Origin of the sequence: Methylomarinum vadi, from assembly GCF_000733935.1 — a bacterium.
Lineage (GTDB): Bacteria > Pseudomonadota > Gammaproteobacteria > Methylococcales > Methylomonadaceae > Methylomarinum > Methylomarinum vadi.
In genome coordinates this window covers 3,650,759-3,666,568 of record NZ_JPON01000001.1, presented here as the reverse complement: position 1 = coordinate 3,666,568, position 15,810 = coordinate 3,650,759, and the positions used below count along the sequence as shown (strand labels likewise).

The following is a 15,810-nucleotide window of genomic DNA, read 5'->3' as shown; positions in this document are numbered from 1 at the left end:
AAGATTAACAACGAAACCTCATGGGGACAATTGATACTAGGGTTTGGTATGTTAGTCGCCTAGCGAATGAAATCGTTCCCTCTCTGAAACATAAACAATGGGGCCAATCAGTAACAAAAAACTCAAGAAGTAATAACTCCCAGAAACGCTATCATCGGTTTGCATTTTGTAAATGAAGTACGGCAAAACGGCCATGCTGAAAACAACCAGCCATAATTTCAGTTTAGGATGGGATTCAATGAAATCGCCCATCCGTTTTCTTTCGTTTCCGTACCCTTTGTAATAGGAAAAGTCGTGAAACGCTGAGAACATTCCAAACAAAGCCCCTAGTCCCAACAATGCCGGCTGCTGATGTTCGATTTCCAGGAAAGACGTGAGTATAATCGCGAGAATAACTGATCCTCCAATAACCCAGTATCGCACCAGTTTCCTCTGTCCTGTCGTCATATTGGCCTTGTGTCAAATTCCAGTCGTAACCTGCACATATTTAACGGGCACGGCTAAGGAAAAATTTGTCGCGGTGTTTGGATTTGTTGCGTATTAAACGGAATAACATCAAGTTAGATGAAATTGATTTTACTGTCGATAATTTTCGATTTTAAAAATACAAATTCGGCCAAAATCGCCTGTCAGTAAATCGAAAGATCAAGTCTCTGAATGTCCGGTTCATGGCATCAATCCGGGTCAAAAAGGGAGACACTTGGTTAAGAAACCGTATCCAGAAAGCGATTTCAAATAGTCGCAAGCGCAGTAAGCGGAAATACCGAATAAAATTCCCCATCAATCATGTCAGTAACCGGGGCCGCGATGAAAAATCAGCTCATCCACCGGTACGCCGCCGAGCAAATGCTGTTCTATGATGCGGTCGAGATTGGCTTCGGTGACGTTGTAATACCAAACGCCATCCGGCTGTACGCAGAGGATGGGCCCCGCCTTGCAGGTGGCGAAACAGTTCGTGCGGGTGCGTTTGACCCGTAACGCGCCCTTATCCAGGCCCGCCGCCTTGAACTTTGCCCCCAGGCTGTCGAACAAGGCTTGCGATTCGCCGTTTTGCGTACAACGCGGGCCGGTGCAGACCAGCAAGTGGCGTTTGTAATCGCCCAGTTTGGGTTTTTCGGGAATAGTCATGTCATTCATCGATCTTCTCTTGTTTTGAAATAGCGTCTTCGGCAAAGCTTGGCATTTACACTCGTTCCCGCGCTCCGCGTGGGAATGCAGTCTGAACCGCTCTGCGGTTCGGGACGCGGGAGCGTCCCTGTCTGAGTTACCACGCAGAGCATGGTAACTAGATCGTGAAGTTATTTTTTGCTAAATCCATAGCGCCTCAGTCTAATCTTGGCGTTTGACCGAATTGTCCGATCGCTTGCTGGAAGCACTCAAGGGCATTCTGGTCGAATTGACCGCCCGCTTTGACCAGCAGCAACGAACAAATCGCTTCTCCGTGAGCATCGGTCAAATACAATCCCTGTTGTTTGTCGCCTTGACAGAAAAACCAGGCGCCGGCGATGCGAGCGGTATCGACATGCAAATGGCAATGCTCGTTGGTTAAATTTAACCATGTGTTTTTCCGGGTCAGATTTTGCGCTTCCAACAGGATTTCGGCGATGGCGCCATGACTGCGCACCACGGCCCGCAGTCGCCCCCAGTTGCTCGCCGCAGCCAGCACTTCATCCAACTGCTCCTCAGCTATCGGCTTGCTTTTCATCACACCGGCCTCATCGTCCTCTCCGGCATCCGCGACGGCAGCCAATATTTCGCCTAACGGCGCGTCGAAATGCCCGGCGATATCGCGTAAGTTCGCCTCGGGATGCTCGCCGATATGACGGCGCACGCAGGCATGCCAGCCTGTCAGTCCCATGCTCAGCGAGCGGCCGGCCTGCTCGCCGTTTCTGGTTTCGCCGGTCAATGTATCGTATTTATTGGCATAACCGCGCGGCGTGACCATCAAACCTTCGCGAACGAAGGTGCTGCTGTTGCCGATCAATACCGTGCATAACATGCCGATCTCGCAATCGGCCATTTGCGCCAGTGTGGTCATTTGTATAAATTGACGGCGGCGGTAACCGGATTTGACGATCGCCACCGGCGTATCCGCCCGGCGATGCAACAGCAAGATTCGTTGCGCCTCGACAATTTGTTGGGTGCGGCAGCCACTTTTCGGGTTGTACAGTCCGACGACGAAATCGGCTCGGGCCGCGGCCTCCAAACGACGGGCGATGGTTGGCCACGGCGTCAGTAGATCCGACAACGAGATCGAACAAAAATCGTGGGTCAGCGGCGCGCCGACCAGCGCCGCACAGGCATTCAAGGCCGTCGCGCCGGGTATCACTTCCACGCTGATACCGCTATCCGGCGTCCAGCCGGCCTGGAACAGCACTTCGTAAGTCGGTCCCGCCATGCCGTAAACGCCGATGTCGCCCGACGATACCAATGCGACCGTTTTACCCAGACGGGCATGTTCGTAAGCCTCGATGCTGCGGTCCAGTTCTTCGGTCATGCCTTTACGAATCACTTCCTTACCGTCGAGCAGGTCCTGCACCAGTTTGATATAAGTGGAATAACCGATCACCACATCCGCCTCGGCGATGGCGTCCAGGGCCCGCTGACTCATGTGCTTCGGCGCTCCGGGGCCGAAACCGACTAATAAAATTTTGCCTTTGTTCATCACTCTCTCAAGTTGACTATCGAAACCGTGGCGTTTTTGCCGTCCTCGCCGCGGTATTTGTGTTTTTCCAACAATAAGGCCGACATAGTCGCATTGGCCGCCAACAGCGCGGCGGCTTCGGCCACCGCGGGCGTACCCATGTATTTGCGCACGGTTTCCGACGGATTCGGAACGTCGACTCGCGCCAGTTGTTGCGCGCTGAAAAACTGCAACGGCCAGCCGTACATCTGCGCTAACTCTAAAATCGCGGTCTCGTCGCTTTTCTTGTCAATGGTCGCCAGGCCGGCGACGGCGCGCTTGTCCAAGCCCGCCAGCGCCAAAGCCTGCTCGACCGCGCTCTGCACCGTAGCCGTCGAGGTATCGCGGTCGCAGCCCAGACCCAGTATGACTTTCATGAATCCTGCCCCAGCGGCGGACGATACACCACCAGACGTTCGGCGAGCTTGTCCCAGCAGCCGGGCTCGATGTCGCGTCGGGTAACCCACAGCACCGCGCGATAACGGTCGAGATCGACCTCCTCGAAACGCTCGAACAGATGGATATTGCCGGGCAGCGGCGTCGGCCGCGACCACCAGTTCTTGGCCCCGGCCTCCTGCACGAGGGCAATCGGCTCTTCGTTGACGACATGCGCCGATACGCGGGTGATGTTGATTTTCGGCGCCTCGACCCGCCAGCCCAATTCCCGGCCCAGAATATCCACCGGGATGGTTTTGCCGACATCGGAAGCCGTGGTCAATACCGCTTGCGCATCCAACAGCGCCGCCAAGCGTTCGGCAAAGGCATTGGCCCCGCCGACATGGCCGGATAACACCGGAATCACGAATTTCCCGGCATCATCGATGACGACCACCCCGAGGTCTTCATCCTTGGATTTGAGATACGGTGCAATAAGCCTAACCACCGCGCCCAGCGAAATAAACATCACTAACTGATCGTAATTTTCAAACAGCCTACCGATATTCGCGCGCAACGCGCCTGACAGTATTTCGATGGGATTGGCGATATCGGGCAAATCGGCGGCGAATTTTTCCGAAACCGCCAAATGCGCTTCGGGTAATTGTGCTGCAAGCCTTAGCGCTTGCGACAAACCGTGTTTAGTGATCGCGACCAGCACGATACGGGGTTCGGTCATGGTGCTTATGACTCCAATTCAGTGGTTGATGTTTTCTTACGGCAGCCGCGAATCAATTCGCCGCGCTGCCGGTGCGGATTTCGGATCAATAGCAGGGATAGATAATTGACCTTTGCGCCTTGCAGACGCTGGACATCTCGCTCGACCCGTTCTTCCGGCGCGCCGGCTTTCTCGACGAATGCTGCTTGTGCTAGCAGATTGCGGCGTTGCAACAAGTCGATAATGTCGTCTAATAAGGGTTTGACCTTCAGCAATATCAGCGTGTCGAAATCGTCCAGCAAACGTTCGATCATGCCGATGCCATAACCGGCCGGTATGATCGCGACGGTCTCGTCGGTATCGGCCAGCGGCATCGCCACCCGCGCGGCGGCGGCGTTGAAAGACGGCACGCCGGCCACGGTTTCGATCGCGACGGCGGCATCTAAAGCCTGCACGGTGCGGGCCAGATGACCGAACGTCGAGTAAGTGGAGGCGTCGCCCTCGACCAGAAACAGCACGTCCCGGCCGCTGTGCAAATGCGCCAACACGGTCTCGGCTGCGCGCAGCCAGTAGCCGGCCAAAATATCTGTATCGTGAGTCATCGGAAAGATCAACGCCGCATGTTGTGGCGGTAGCGTTAAACCGCCGCACAAGACGATTTGCAAGGCATGGCTGTCGGCGTCCTTGCGCCGGACAGGATAAGTCCAACAGCAATCTCGTCGTTGCAAAAATTCCCAGGCGCGGCGGGTGATCAGGCCGGGATCGCCGGGCCCTAACGACACGCCTAACAGACGACCTGTTCTATGTTCATTCATGGTTGCTTTCCTGAGACACTCATAGGATGTGCTGAACACCGTGAAGCGCATCGGTAATCGCGACAGATGCGCCTCCTAACGTCGGCACATCCTATTTGTGCGCACGTTATCGCGTTATGTTCATTCATGCTTGCTTTCCTGTGACGCGCCGCATTGCGCGCAAACGATCCAGATCGGATTTTCGGCTTGCAAGCGGTTCATATTCAATATCGGTTTGCTGCGCGCGGCTTGCAGCTGCACCACATCCCAGTCGGCGCCGGTCGTTTTTAAGACTTCTGTGGCCGCAGCCAGGTTTTCCAGCGTCGCGAAGTTCATCACCAACTGGCCTTCGTCGCGCATGCGGTTTAGACATAGTACGATCAAATCGCGCAATTCCCCGCCGGAGCCGCCGATGAATACCGCGTCGGGATCCGGCCAACTATCCAGGCCGTCCGGCGCGCGGCCGAGGCGCAACGTGTAGTTGCTGACTCGCAAACTGCTCCGGTTGGCCGTCACGATGGCCGCGTCCTCGGCGTTTTTCTCGATCGCGTAGACATGACCTTGCGGGCACAATCGCGCGGCTTCCAGACCGACCGAGCCGGAACCGGCGCCGATGTCCCAGACAATGCTGTTCGGCTTCAGCGCCATCCGCGCCAACGACACGGCGCGCACTTCGCGTTTGGTGATCAGACCTTTATCGGGCTTGCGTTGTTGATAGCGCTGATCTGGCAGGCCGAATAGCGCTTCTTTCTTAACCGGCTTGCGCCGAATCAACACGATATTAGGATAGTCAAAACGGCGGCCTGCGGCCTCATCGATCGGCAGCCAGCCCGAGTTAGCTTCTTGGGCTTGCATCAGCCGGGATAGCACCGCGATGTCGTAATCTTCGGACAGCGTTTCCAATTGCAGCATCCGGGCGATGCGGTCAGGCGTGTTGTCCGGGCTGGTCAACACCGCCGTCAACGGCGATTGACGCAATAGTTGCAACAGACGATACAAACCATGCCGGGCATCGGCGCCGCAAAGCCATTCGCCGACATCGCGGCTATGCACCGAACCGATGCGCACTTCCTGCCACGCCAGCCCGAAACGCGCACAGGCCAGTTGCAGCATGGACAGGTTGGGCAGAATGTCGAGGCGCTCGCGGCCGAGTTTGCCGATCAGAAAATGGGCGATGCCGTGGCATAAGGGGTCGCCGGTCGCGACGACCACGACTTTTTTGCCGGCTTGTTGGCCGTCGTCTATCCACACCGGCACTTGGCTTAATTGCCCGGTCAGGTCTCGGCGTTCGGCGCTTGGCGCTATCGCATCGGCCAACAAAGCCAATAATCTTGATCCGCCGATCACGACCTCGGCCTGCCGTAGGTGCGCCAAGGCGTCGGCTGTCAAACTGCGGCTGCCGTTATCCAATACGCCGATGATTCGGCAGGGTTCCATCATCTCAAAGTTCTCCAGCGACTTCGGCCAGCTTGTTGCCATCGAAGTCGCACATCAATATGCGTAAATGAAATTGTCCGGCATAGCGATCGCGTAACGTGGCGATGACGCGCCGGCCCAATGCCCGGTAAAACGGATCGATCAAGCCCAACTCTTCCATGCGCTCGCTGGCGTAACGGGCCATTTCCGATTGGCTGATTTCCTGGCAAACGGCCGGGGGAGCGCCGATTTCTGCGGCGATGTTCGCCAACAGACCGGTATCGACCGCGCTGCGGTTGGCATGGGTGATGGTTTCGCCTTGGGCGATCTTGGTCAGCTTGCCGACCATGCCACCGATCACCACGTGACGAATGCCGCACTTGACCACGGTGTCCAGCGCGTATTTCAGGAAATCCCCCATTTGCACGAAGCAGGCCGGGGCCAGTTCGGGCAACTCGCGCATCGTAAACTTTTCGGTGCGGCCGCCGGTGGTCAATACCACGACAGTCTGGCCCTGGTTCACGGCCACTTCGATGCCTTGAATCACGCTGGCCCGAAACGCGGCCGTCGAATACGGATGCACGATGCCGGTCGTGCCCAGAATGGAAATCCCGCCGACTATGCCCAATCGGCCATTCAGGGTTTTTTTCGCCATTTCTTTACCGCCCGGCACCGAAATGGTTACTTCCAAGCCCTTTTGCCGCAGCAACGGTCCCGCGGCGGCGCGGACGTTGGCTTCGATATTACGGCGCGGCACCGGGTTGATCGCCGGACTGCCGACTTCCAAACCCAAGCCCGGCATCGTGACCGTGCCGACGCCGTCACCGCCTTTCAAAACCACCGAACCCGTCGCCTCGGGAAGCACGCGCAGGTCTGCGGTCAGCGGGGCCTTGTCGGTGACGTCCGGGTCGTCGCCGGCATCCTTGATCACCACCGCATGCGCCGATAGGCCGTCGCAAACGGCATCGCTAACGCTAAACCAGACCCGTTGCCCGTTCGGCAATTCGCATTCGACCGTTTCCGGCACGCTGCCGGTCAATAGGCCCAAAGTCGCGGCCCGCGCCGCTGCCGCGGAACATGCGCCGGTGGTGTAGCCTTTGCGGGTGCCTTTGGCTTTACGCTCCACGCTTCGACTCTGCCTATCTTGCTTGTTGGGCTTCGGCCAAAGCCAGTAAGGCATGGATGGCCGCCACCACTAAGGTCGAACCACCTTTACGGCCATCGATGACGATCCAGGGTATGGTTTCGATTTCACTGAGCAGCGCCTTGGATTCGGCGGCCGACACGAAACCGACCGGCATGCCGATGACCAGGGCCGGCCGCAGATTTTCCTCCCGCACCATGCGCACCACTTCCAGCAACGCGGTCGGCGCATTGCCGATCGCGACGATGCCGCCATCCAGCAAATTCAAGCCTTGCGCCTTGCGCATGGCTTGTACGGCGCGGGTGCTGTTTTCTGCTTTGGCCTGAGCGATGATATCTTCGTCGGCGATGAACTGATGGGTGCTCACGTTAAAATGACTCAGGCGCGGCTTGGATAAACCGACGCAAATCATTTCCACGTCTGCCACAATCGGCGCACCGCTTAATAGCGCTTGCACCCCTGTGGTTACAGCCTGCGGCGAGAACTGCGTCAAACCGTTGAATTCGAAGTCGGCCGTGGCGTGGATCATCCGCCGCACCACTTGCCATTCATCAATCGAATAGGCATGCGAACCGACTTCGGCATCGACGATGGCAAAGGAGTCGTGTTCGATTCGACGACCGGCATCGGTCAGTTGTTCGGTAACGATATTGTTCATAAGGCGTTTTCAAGCAGGGTGATGATGACCGTGGCCATGATCGGCGGCGAATTCGCGGTATTTGCAGCCGTCGCATTCCATCATCATTGGTTGGGTGTTGGTAGTGGCTTCCGCGATGCGTTGCTCCAGCAAATCATAGATTTCGTTCTCGAAACCGAGATAATGACCGAGCGTAAAGTTCACCTGCGGATACTGGCTTTGCAGCCGCTCCACTTGGCGGCGTATGCGTTCGATCAAAGTGCCGGTGAACAGATAAAACGGCAACACCACAATCTGCCGCATCTCTTGCTTGATCTGGCGCTGCACCACCGATTCCAAACGCGGGTGGGTGATGCCGGTAAAGGCGATATCGACCAGATCATGATCTGTTTCTTCGTACAGCCAGCGCGCTATTTTGGCGACTTCGCCGTTAGCGACCCGGTCCGACGAACCGCGCCCCAACACGATGACGCCGGTATTGCGCGGGTCCGGCACATCCAAGGCATGCATCGCTTTGCTGAGATTGCGCTTCATCGCGGTCAGGATTTCGTCGCAAGCACTCAGATGCCGGCAATAGATGAACTCGACCGCTGGATGGCGTAAACGCGCATGTTCGATATGCTCGGGGATTTCCATTTTGACGTGGCCGGCGGCGTTTAGAATCAACGGCACGACCACGACTTGGCCGCCGCGTTGCGCCGCTGTATCCAGGCCGTCGTCCAGCAGCACGTCGGCAAATTCGATGAAGCAGACTTCGACATGGTGCTGCGGTTGGCGTTGTCGCCATGCGTCGGCGAAGGCAAGAATTTCCTGATTGCCAGAGGCTTCGCGCGAACCGTGGCCGACCAATAAAACGGTTTGTTTCTGTAAGTTTGGATTCATGTTTTCGTGGCTTTGCGAAAGCGATGCGAAAAACCGGCATCGTAGAGTTTGGAATGCTGAATCTCGGGCCAATCGCGAGCGCCGAGCGCCGGGCTGGCGATAATCATAGCCTGGCTGTTGATTTTTTCGGCGCGGCAACGCTCTCGAATGTCTTGCAAAGTGCCGCGAACGATTTTTTCCTGACCGGGCCAACTGGCTTTTTGCACCACCAATATGGGGGCATGCTCCGGCCAACCTGCGGCCGATAAGGCTTTTTGCACCTTGTCCAGCAGCGTAATCGACAGGAAAAGACATAAGGTGCTGCGATGAGCAGCCAGGGCTTCCAGTTCTTCCCCGGACGGCATTGGCGTGCGCCCGGCGACCCGGCTCAAGATCACGGTTTGAGTGACTTCCGGCAAGGTCAGGGTTTCCCCGGCCGCAGCCGCCGCTGCGAAGGCAGAGGAAACGCCGGGTACTACCGCCCAGGCGATGCCGGCCTGATCCAGCGGCCTCACCATTTCGGTCAACGCCCCGTAAAGGCAGGGATCGCCGGTTTGCAAGCGGACGACGGTTTCATGCTGGCGGGATTGCTCGATCAGCCATGCGGTGATGTCGTCTAGCGTCATGTCTTTGGAGTCTCGAATCAGGCAGCCGGCCGGGGCGTACAAGGTGGCCGCTTCATTCACCAAAGAACCGGCAAACAACACCGCGCCGGCTTGAGCTAATAAGCGTTGTCCTTTGACGGTCATCAATTCGGGGTCGCCCGGGCCGGCGCCGACAAACCAGACCTTAGCCATGTGCGCTCTCCTTCGCGGGCGAAAGTGGATTTTGCTTTTTCGGCTGAAAACGAATCGCCAACGCCGCCGACAAACCGCCCAAAACCAGCCAGAACAGCAAATTACTGACTGCGGTCGCCTGTATGAATTGCGCTTCCAAGGCCGCCGGCGCCAGACTTGCCGCGACGACCGGTTGCGGCGCGCCTATCGCATGCGGGAGCCATATCAACAAGGCGCCGGCCAGCTTTAAGGCCTGATGGTTTTGCAGAAACAACAATCCCAAGCCGGCGGCCGTCGCGCAAACTGTCGCCAGCCACCAATATTGGCGAGCGACCAGTTCGGCGGACTCGGTGCCGGGCAATTCCGGCGGCAGCCCCAAGCTTGGCGCTACGAAAAACACCGCGTAAGCGCCCAAGCCCCAAGACAGGCCGCCGGTCCAGCGCGAAGGCCTGCGTAAGCAATAGGCGCCCGTCAACATCAGGGCGAAGCCAATGGCCATGACGATGTTGCTGCTAATGGTCGCCAGCGTTCGCTGCCAGCCGTCCTCGGGCTGCCAGGCTTCGTCAGGATGTTCATGACCGGCAATGGCGTCGGCTGATATATCGGACGCTAACGAAAGGCCGACTTCAAAGGTCTCTGCTTCCAAGATCAACGGCGTGACCCATAGCATTTGCATCAGGGACAATAATATCGCCGCGGCAATTCCGGAAATGCCGGCTGTCAACAATAGAGACTTAAACAGGCCCATCAGTGGCAAGGAAAGCCGGTGGCGTGACGGGTGTCGTGGGTCGTATTGTGCACTTCGGCAAGCGGCGTAAAACCGACGGCCAGCACCATTGCTGCGCCAAACAACATCATGGATAGGCCGGCGATCACGCGCGCATCGAGCGCGGTAGCCAAATGGGAAAACGTGGATTGAAAAAACATGACAGTCTCCTCGAACAAAGTGGATTTCGGGAGCAGACTGGATAGGAAAATGACGCGTACAGAGACGGATTACGAGAAGGTCTCCTGCTTGCGCTCTCCCACCGAGTCGGCAACCATACATTCGATCAGGCCGGTCTTCTGGCTTACCGTCATTTGAAGTCGTCCACCTTCCCACACAAATTGCGCAGTGGCATCAGGACGATTCATCAGGCTTACAGCAGCGGGGGCTGCGCCGGAATCGATAGACAACTATCTCACCGGACTTCCCGTTTAACTTCGGTACACAAATGCGGACCGAAGCACCTTATCGTTTAATCAGTATAAATCAGACGTGGTAAAAATGGCTACGTTTTTGTTCTTCCCTTGGTTTTTGAGTGACCGTAAAATACGTGTCCGCGCGTGGGATAAGCTGCGAAGAAAGACAAAAAAATCAACGAAGGCGCTGCATAATCTAGAAACACACGCCATAGTCCAACAAAAATTCGTGGCAATTAAAAAATAGGCGCGGATAGTCCAAACGAATGATTAATTTCAGGACATATTCAAAATAAACCGCCAACACTGTCAACCGAGCCAACGCCGACCAAAACCTGGACCGACAATTCGCCGAATTACGCCAAACGCACAACGTCCAAAACAACACCGGCGTCAACAAGATGAAATGGACCTCGTCCCAGCTCGATACGGTAAACTCTCCTCTTTTCGCCACGGTGTCGACGGCATACAAAATCCCGTTCAGCAACAGAAAAAACGGCCAGAAAACCTGCCATAGCGTTGCTTTTCCAAGCCACGCCCGCAGCAGATAATGGCGTAGCCCGGCATAACCTTCGAAATACACATGCTCGGCTGCCGGTTCCGGAGAGCTGATCCAGAAAAAGCCGGCCAACATCAGTGTCGCCAACAGCAGTTCCCAAGGTTCGACTACCCTCATTTCATGAAAAAAAATCGGTAACGAGTAAACAAACATTTCAGTTTTCCACGGTTAAAGGCCAGCTCTGTACTATCCGGTATTGAACGCCGAGGTCGGTGCTGACCGATTCCATCAACGCAAACCTATCCGCCGGCCAGGACAGCGGCTGAAACTCGATTTCCGGTTTGAATCTGGCCTTCCGCGCCAGTGTCACATGAGCCTTGTATGGCCTGGTATCGACATCGATATCGCAGCCCACGGTTATTCTGGTCAATTCTGCGACAAGATCCAACAGCGGCTGCGGAGGTTGCGAACAGGTCAGCGACAAAATGCCGGGCCTGCGCCACAGGGCCAACCGATCGAACAGGATGTCCATGGAGGGCTCAATGATGCTTCCCGCCCGGGCCCTGAGAGTTTGCTCCTGATTGGCGTCGACATCGCCTAAAAACACCAGGGTGATATGAATATTGTCCGCCCTGACTTTCCTCAAGTGGTCTTTCTTGATCGCTCGACTCAATTTGACTACCTTATCCCGGGTTTCATCATTCGGGCATAAGGCAAAAAACAATCGTTTCATCGGGATTCCATCGTCAATGGAAGATTTAAAAAGGCTTAAACGTTTTTAGCACGGAACCAGCTCATGAGCAATGCCGACAATTTAAATGGCGAGAACGCGATAGATAGCGGTCCGCTTATGATCGCCCTTTCGCACCGCCCCCGAAAATCCGCCATCGGGAGATCAATTTATGCGCTTTTTGCCGCTGACTAAATTTTCGGCTAGCTATTGTAATTTGCCGGATTAAGCTTATTATCGCGTTAATTATGACTGCCTCCCCTTTAGCGTCGCATTGCATAGACTCATCAGGTAACACCATGCAAACCCTTCATATTGTCGTCGATCATTTGGATGACTGGCGGCCCTATTATCCGAGTAACGAGCTCATCAGTGTCGAGGACTACCTGTCGGCCCCGGTGACCGGTCCCGAGAGCAAGACCCGCGTCATCAACCTGTGCGGCGATTACGACTACCTCAGTACCGGTTATTATTGCTCGTTATTGGCGGAAGCACGCGGCCAACGCGTGATACCGTCGATACGCAGCATCAATGACCTGGCCAACCACCGTTATTATCGCTTGTACGATAACGACCTGAACCGCTATCTGGAAAAGTGCGACATCGGCGACGCGCGCCATCTGCGGGTCAAGTTCTTTTTCGGCCAGTCCTCGCAGGCCAGCCTGGAAAAACTGGGCCGACGGTTGTTCGAGCTGTACCCCTGCCCGATCCTGCTGGTCGATTTCAGTCGCCGCGAACGGCATTGGCAAATCGATGCCATCAACCCCGGCAAATTGACCGAATTGAACGACGAAGAGCAAACCCTGTTCGCCAACGCCATCGATGGCTACAGCCGCAAAATCTGGCGCAAACCACGTCCCCGCAAACGCTTCCGCTTCGATCTGGCGATACTGTGCAATGCCAAAGAAGCGTTTCCGCCCAGCGATAAAAAAGCCATCAAGCATTTCATTCGCGCCGGCAACGAGCTGGGCCTCGATGTCGAGGTCATAGGTCCGCACGACTATGCCCGCCTGTTGGAATACGATGCATTGTTCATACGCGAGACGACGGCGATCGACCACCACACCTACCGTTTTGCCAAGCGCGCCGAAAGCGAAGGCATGGTGGTACTGGACGACCCGGATTCGATTCTGAAATGCACCAACAAGGTGTTCCTGGCCGATCTGCTGGCCGCGCACAAGATCGCCACGCCCAGGACTCGCCTGCTGATGCGGGACAAACCGCTCGATTACGAGGAACTGGAACAGGAATTCGGCTACCCGGCGGTGCTGAAGATACCGGACGGTTCCTTTTCCCGCGGCGTGGTCAAGGTGCAAAACCGCGCCGAACTGGAAAAGCAGTGCCGTTCCTTGTTCCAGGATTCGGCTATTTTGTTGTGCCAGGAATATGTCGTGACCGATTACGACTGGCGCATCGGCTTTCTCAACAACAAACCGATCTACGCCTGCCAATATTTCATGGCCCGCGGCCATTGGCAGATCTATAACCACGGCAGCGACGGCAAGACCAAAAGCGGCGGCTTCACCACGTTGCCGGTCCATCAGGTACCCAAAGACGTCATCAAAACCGCCAGCCGCGCGGTCAAGCTGATCGGCGACGGGCTATACGGCGTCGACATGAAGCAACTGCCCGACCGCAACGTCATCATCGAAATCAATGACAACCCCAGCATCGACAGCGGCATCGAGGACGCCTGGCTGGGGGAGGACCTATACCGCACCGTGATGGCCGAGTTTCTGCGGCGCCTGGAACGCCTGCATAACGATTACCGTTGACAACCATGCCCTACGCCTTCGACCTGGATTGCTTCGCCACCGATTACCGCCACGCCCGGGAGAAATTCCGCCACGCCTGCAAACACCCCGAGGGCAAACTGCGCACCTTCAACCATCCATTGAGCAGCGAGCGCCTGCCTCTGGCCACCGATGCCTATTGGCTGGGTCCGGAACAGGCAGCCAACGTATTGGTCGTAATCAGCGCCACGCATGGCGTGGAAGGCTTTTGCGGTGCGGCGGCCCAGGCGCAATGGCTGCGCCATGAAAGCCTGGTTCAACCGGACAGCGCCGTTCTCTTGATCCATGCGTTGAATCCGTTCGGTTTTGCCCATTGCCGCCGGGTCAACGAAGACAATGTCGACTTGAACCGCAACTTCGTCGATTTCGGCCAGCCTCCCGACAACCGCGGTTACCGGCAACTGGCGGACGCGCTGTTGCCCGAAAGCCCAGGCGCGGCCGCCAGCGGCAAACAGATATTGGAAACTTACCGCCGGCAACACGGACAAAGCGCATTGGAACAAGCCATCAGCGGCGGCCAATACCAGTTCGCCGACGGCCTGTTTTATGGCGGCGAGCGCCCCAGTTGGTCGCGCCGCGTCATCGAAACGATCATCGCCGACTATCGCCTGGCCGAAAGGCGGCGCCTGACGGTGATCGACATTCATTCCGGGCTGGGTCCCTACGGCTACGGCGAAATCATCTGCGACCATCCGCCGGCATCGAACAGCACCAGACTGGCGAAACGCTGGTTCGGCGACAGTGTGACCGAACCGGCTCGCGGCACCTCCACGTCCGTCCCCAAGTACGGCTTGCTCGACTATGCCTGGTATCCGGCGATCGGCGATCGGGGATGTTATGTCACCCTGGAATTCGGCACCTACAGCGTCGCTGAAATGTTTGCCGCGTTACAACAGGAAAATGTTTGCTGGCACAAAAACGTCGGGCAGGACGAACAAAACGCGGCGCGGCAACGCCTGCGCGACTATTTTTATCCGGCCAAGCGGGACTGGCAGGAAATGGTGCTGTTCCGCTGCGCCCAGGTCATCGAACAGGCCATGCAAGGGCTGGCAAATGATTGAACCGCGCTTTCGCCAGGCCAACAAAACCGACATTCCCGCGCTGGTCGCGATCGAAAACCGTTGCTTCAGCGAAGACCGACTGACGCAACGCAATTTTCAATGGATGCTGGAAAAGGCCCATGCCGAACTCATCGTCGTCGAGGCGGAAGGAATCATGGCCGGCTACGGTTTGTTGCTGTATCGCCGCGGCACCTCGCTGGCCCGGCTCTATTCGCTGGCGATACTGCCCGAACACCGCGGCAGCGGCCTGGCTGCGAGCCTGCTCGGCGCATTGGAAAATTGCGCCCGACAGCACGATTGCGTCTATCTGCGCCTGGAAGTACGCCCGGACAACGAACGCGCCATCGCCTTATACCGGCGCCTGGGTTATCGCCAATTCGACCGCAAGCTGGATTATTACGAAGACCATAGCGAGGCGTTGTGCTTTGAGAAACGCATCATTTACCCGCAACCGGTCACCCGCCTGGAAGTACCGTTTTACCGGCAAACCACCGAATTCACCTGCGGCCCTGCATCGTTGTTGATGGCGATGAACGCCTTAAATCCGGAACTGGAACAAAGCCAGGAACTGGAGCTGCAATTGTGGCGCGAATCGACCACGATTTTCATGACCTCCGGGCACGGCGGCTGCGGCCCGCACGGCCTGGCGCTGGCGGCTTACCGGCGCGGTTTCGCGGTGGAAATGTTTCTGAGCGAAGAGGATGTTTTGTTTATCGACAGCGTGCGCAGCCCGGAGAAACGCCAAATTATTGCGCTGGTGCAGGCAGACTTCATGCGCCAATTGCGCAAGACGTCCGTCCGGATCCATTACCGCCGGGTCTCGCTGGACGAACTGTGCGAGCACCTCGACGCCGGCCGCATTCCGCTGGTTCTGATCAGTACCTATCGCATCAACCGCAACAAGGCGCCGCATTGGGTCGTGATCACGGCGCACGATGCGCATTTCGTCTATATCCATGATCCCGACATGGAGGAAGGGCAGCATTCGAGCATGACCGACAATATCTATGTGCCGGTGCCGAAAAGGGATTTTCCGGCGATGGCACGCTTCGGCCGTAGCCAGTTGCAAACCGCCCTGGTTCTTTCCACTCAATGAATTATGCCAGCAATTCTCAGCTTGAGCATTTTAGCGGTGTTTAGG

18 protein-coding genes and 1 riboswitch are annotated in these 15,810 nt (G+C 56.7%); of the genes, 3 read left to right on the top strand and 15 right to left on the bottom strand.

All coding sequences use genetic code 11. The features are described 5' to 3' along the window. Positions 1 to 51 precede the first annotated feature (51 nt). The 15 genes from EP25_RS0118330 to thpR all read right to left on the bottom strand — a co-directional run bounded on the left by EP25_RS0118330 (position 52) and on the right by thpR (position 11,818). Positions 52 to 447, bottom strand: a complete 396-nt coding sequence (locus tag EP25_RS0118330; RefSeq protein ID WP_031435212.1) for a hypothetical protein — start codon at positions 445 to 447, stop codon at positions 52 to 54. Between the two features lie 342 nt (positions 448 to 789). After that, positions 790 to 1,137 carry a (2Fe-2S) ferredoxin domain-containing protein gene (locus tag EP25_RS0118325; protein WP_031435211.1) on the bottom strand — a complete coding sequence of 116 codons (348 nt, stop codon included), beginning with the start codon at positions 1,135 to 1,137 and terminating at the stop codon, positions 790 to 792. Between the two features lie 187 nt (positions 1,138 to 1,324). Next, a complete protein-coding gene (gene cobJ, locus EP25_RS22160) occupies positions 1,325 to 2,665 on the bottom strand; it encodes a precorrin-3B C(17)-methyltransferase (protein WP_051906870.1) in 1,341 nt (446 codons plus the stop codon). Further along, positions 2,665 to 3,060: a cobalamin biosynthesis protein gene (locus EP25_RS0118315; RefSeq protein ID WP_031435209.1), complete on the bottom strand. Its 396-nt coding sequence runs from the start codon at positions 3,058 to 3,060 to the stop codon at positions 2,665 to 2,667. Before EP25_RS0118315 ends, cobJ begins: the two co-directional genes overlap by 1 nt. Then, positions 3,057 to 3,797, bottom strand: coding sequence for a cobalamin biosynthesis central domain-containing protein (locus EP25_RS0118310; protein WP_031435208.1), 741 nt, complete (start codon positions 3,795 to 3,797; stop codon positions 3,057 to 3,059). Before EP25_RS0118310 ends, EP25_RS0118315 begins: the two co-directional genes overlap by 4 nt. Before the next feature lie 5 nt (positions 3,798 to 3,802). Beyond that, entirely contained in the window at positions 3,803 to 4,591 is a 789-nt protein-coding gene (cobI, locus tag EP25_RS0118305) for a precorrin-2 C(20)-methyltransferase (RefSeq protein ID WP_031435207.1), read from the bottom strand. Between the two features lie 120 nt (positions 4,592 to 4,711). Continuing rightward, positions 4,712 to 6,049 carry a precorrin-6y C5,15-methyltransferase (decarboxylating) subunit CbiE gene (gene cbiE, locus EP25_RS0118300; protein ID WP_235185949.1) on the bottom strand — a complete coding sequence of 446 codons (1,338 nt, stop codon included), beginning with the start codon at positions 6,047 to 6,049 and terminating at the stop codon, positions 4,712 to 4,714. Further along, positions 6,012 to 7,112: a cobalt-precorrin-5B (C(1))-methyltransferase gene (locus EP25_RS0118295; protein WP_031435205.1), complete on the bottom strand. Its 1,101-nt coding sequence runs from the start codon at positions 7,110 to 7,112 to the stop codon at positions 6,012 to 6,014. The genes cbiE and EP25_RS0118295 overlap by 38 nt, the downstream gene beginning before the upstream one ends. A gap of 13 nt (positions 7,113 to 7,125) precedes the next feature. Further along, positions 7,126 to 7,788: a precorrin-8X methylmutase gene (locus EP25_RS0118290; RefSeq protein ID WP_031435204.1), complete on the bottom strand. Its 663-nt coding sequence runs from the start codon at positions 7,786 to 7,788 to the stop codon at positions 7,126 to 7,128. Positions 7,789 to 7,797: 9 nt separating this feature from the next. After that, complete coding sequence (locus EP25_RS0118285) at positions 7,798 to 8,649, bottom strand: sirohydrochlorin chelatase (protein WP_031435203.1); 852 nt, start codon at positions 8,647 to 8,649, stop codon at positions 7,798 to 7,800. After that, positions 8,646 to 9,425 carry a precorrin-4 C(11)-methyltransferase gene (gene cobM / locus EP25_RS0118280; RefSeq protein ID WP_031435202.1) on the bottom strand — a complete coding sequence of 260 codons (780 nt, stop codon included), beginning with the start codon at positions 9,423 to 9,425 and terminating at the stop codon, positions 8,646 to 8,648. Before cobM ends, EP25_RS0118285 begins: the two co-directional genes overlap by 4 nt. Further along, on the bottom strand, positions 9,418 to 10,152 hold the full coding sequence (locus EP25_RS0118275) for a CbtA family protein (protein WP_152555738.1): 735 nt from the start codon (positions 10,150 to 10,152) through the stop codon (positions 9,418 to 9,420). The genes cobM and EP25_RS0118275 overlap by 8 nt, the downstream gene beginning before the upstream one ends. Next, the gene (locus EP25_RS0118270) at positions 10,152 to 10,331 is read right to left on the bottom strand and encodes a CbtB domain-containing protein (RefSeq protein WP_031435200.1); all 180 of its coding nucleotides are present in this window, start codon (positions 10,329 to 10,331) and stop codon (positions 10,152 to 10,154) included. Before EP25_RS0118270 ends, EP25_RS0118275 begins: the two co-directional genes overlap by 1 nt. A 111-nt stretch (positions 10,332 to 10,442) precedes the next feature. Further along, a riboswitch (cobalamin riboswitch) is annotated at positions 10,443 to 10,653 on the bottom strand. A gap of 129 nt (positions 10,654 to 10,782) precedes the next feature. Continuing rightward, positions 10,783 to 11,298 (bottom strand): hypothetical protein, encoded by a 516-nt coding sequence (locus EP25_RS0118260; RefSeq protein ID WP_031435198.1) that lies wholly within the window; start codon positions 11,296 to 11,298, stop codon positions 10,783 to 10,785. 1 nt (position 11,299) lies between these two features. Next, positions 11,300 to 11,818 carry an RNA 2',3'-cyclic phosphodiesterase gene (thpR, locus tag EP25_RS0118255; protein WP_031435197.1) on the bottom strand — a complete coding sequence of 173 codons (519 nt, stop codon included), beginning with the start codon at positions 11,816 to 11,818 and terminating at the stop codon, positions 11,300 to 11,302. A 296-nt stretch (positions 11,819 to 12,114) separates the two neighbouring features. Between thpR and EP25_RS0118245 the strand changes: the two genes are divergently transcribed. The 3 genes from EP25_RS0118245 to EP25_RS0118235 are packed head-to-tail and all read left to right on the top strand — an operon-like array spanning position 12,115 to position 15,765. Then, positions 12,115 to 13,590 (top strand): RimK family protein, encoded by a 1,476-nt coding sequence (locus EP25_RS0118245; RefSeq protein WP_031435196.1) that lies wholly within the window; start codon positions 12,115 to 12,117, stop codon positions 13,588 to 13,590. 5 nt (positions 13,591 to 13,595) lie between these two features. Next, the gene (locus EP25_RS0118240; protein ID WP_031435195.1) at positions 13,596 to 14,669 is read left to right on the top strand and encodes a DUF2817 domain-containing protein; all 1,074 of its coding nucleotides are present in this window, start codon (positions 13,596 to 13,598) and stop codon (positions 14,667 to 14,669) included. Further along, positions 14,662 to 15,765, top strand: coding sequence for a GNAT family N-acetyltransferase/peptidase C39 family protein (locus EP25_RS0118235; RefSeq protein ID WP_036300752.1), 1,104 nt, complete (start codon positions 14,662 to 14,664; stop codon positions 15,763 to 15,765). Before EP25_RS0118240 ends, EP25_RS0118235 begins: the two co-directional genes overlap by 8 nt. Positions 15,766 to 15,810: the final 45 nt, after the last annotated feature.

Coding starts and splice junctions, on each gene's coding strand:
- EP25_RS0118285 (WP_031435203.1), bottom strand. CDS start 8,649: ATGAATCCAAACTTACAGAAACAAACCGTTTTATTGGTCGGCCACGGT.
- EP25_RS0118325 (WP_031435211.1), bottom strand. CDS start 1,137: ATGAATGACATGACTATTCCCGAAAAACCCAAACTGGGCGATTACAAA.
- EP25_RS0118310 (WP_031435208.1), bottom strand. CDS start 3,797: ATGACCGAACCCCGTATCGTGCTGGTCGCGATCACTAAACACGGTTTG.
- cobI (WP_031435207.1), bottom strand. CDS start 4,591: ATGAATGAACATAGAACAGGTCGTCTGTTAGGCGTGTCGTTAGGGCCC.
- EP25_RS0118270 (WP_031435200.1), bottom strand. CDS start 10,331: ATGTTTTTTCAATCCACGTTTTCCCATTTGGCTACCGCGCTCGATGCG.
- EP25_RS0118275 (WP_152555738.1), bottom strand. CDS start 10,152: ATGGGCCTGTTTAAGTCTCTATTGTTGACAGCCGGCATTTCCGGAATT.
- cobJ (WP_051906870.1), bottom strand. CDS start 2,665: ATGAACAAAGGCAAAATTTTATTAGTCGGTTTCGGCCCCGGAGCGCCG.
- thpR (WP_031435197.1), bottom strand. CDS start 11,818: ATGAAACGATTGTTTTTTGCCTTATGCCCGAATGATGAAACCCGGGAT.
- EP25_RS0118330 (WP_031435212.1), bottom strand. CDS start 447: ATGACGACAGGACAGAGGAAACTGGTGCGATACTGGGTTATTGGAGGA.
- EP25_RS0118245 (WP_031435196.1), top strand. CDS start 12,115: ATGCAAACCCTTCATATTGTCGTCGATCATTTGGATGACTGGCGGCCC.
- EP25_RS0118290 (WP_031435204.1), bottom strand. CDS start 7,788: ATGAACAATATCGTTACCGAACAACTGACCGATGCCGGTCGTCGAATC.
- EP25_RS0118235 (WP_036300752.1), top strand. CDS start 14,662: ATGATTGAACCGCGCTTTCGCCAGGCCAACAAAACCGACATTCCCGCG.
- EP25_RS0118315 (WP_031435209.1), bottom strand. CDS start 3,060: ATGAAAGTCATACTGGGTCTGGGCTGCGACCGCGATACCTCGACGGCT.
- cbiE (WP_235185949.1), bottom strand. CDS start 6,049: ATGGCAACAAGCTGGCCGAAGTCGCTGGAGAACTTTGAGATGATGGAA.
- cobM (WP_031435202.1), bottom strand. CDS start 9,425: ATGGCTAAGGTCTGGTTTGTCGGCGCCGGCCCGGGCGACCCCGAATTG.
- EP25_RS0118240 (WP_031435195.1), top strand. CDS start 13,596: ATGCCCTACGCCTTCGACCTGGATTGCTTCGCCACCGATTACCGCCAC.
- EP25_RS0118260 (WP_031435198.1), bottom strand. CDS start 11,298: ATGTTTGTTTACTCGTTACCGATTTTTTTTCATGAAATGAGGGTAGTC.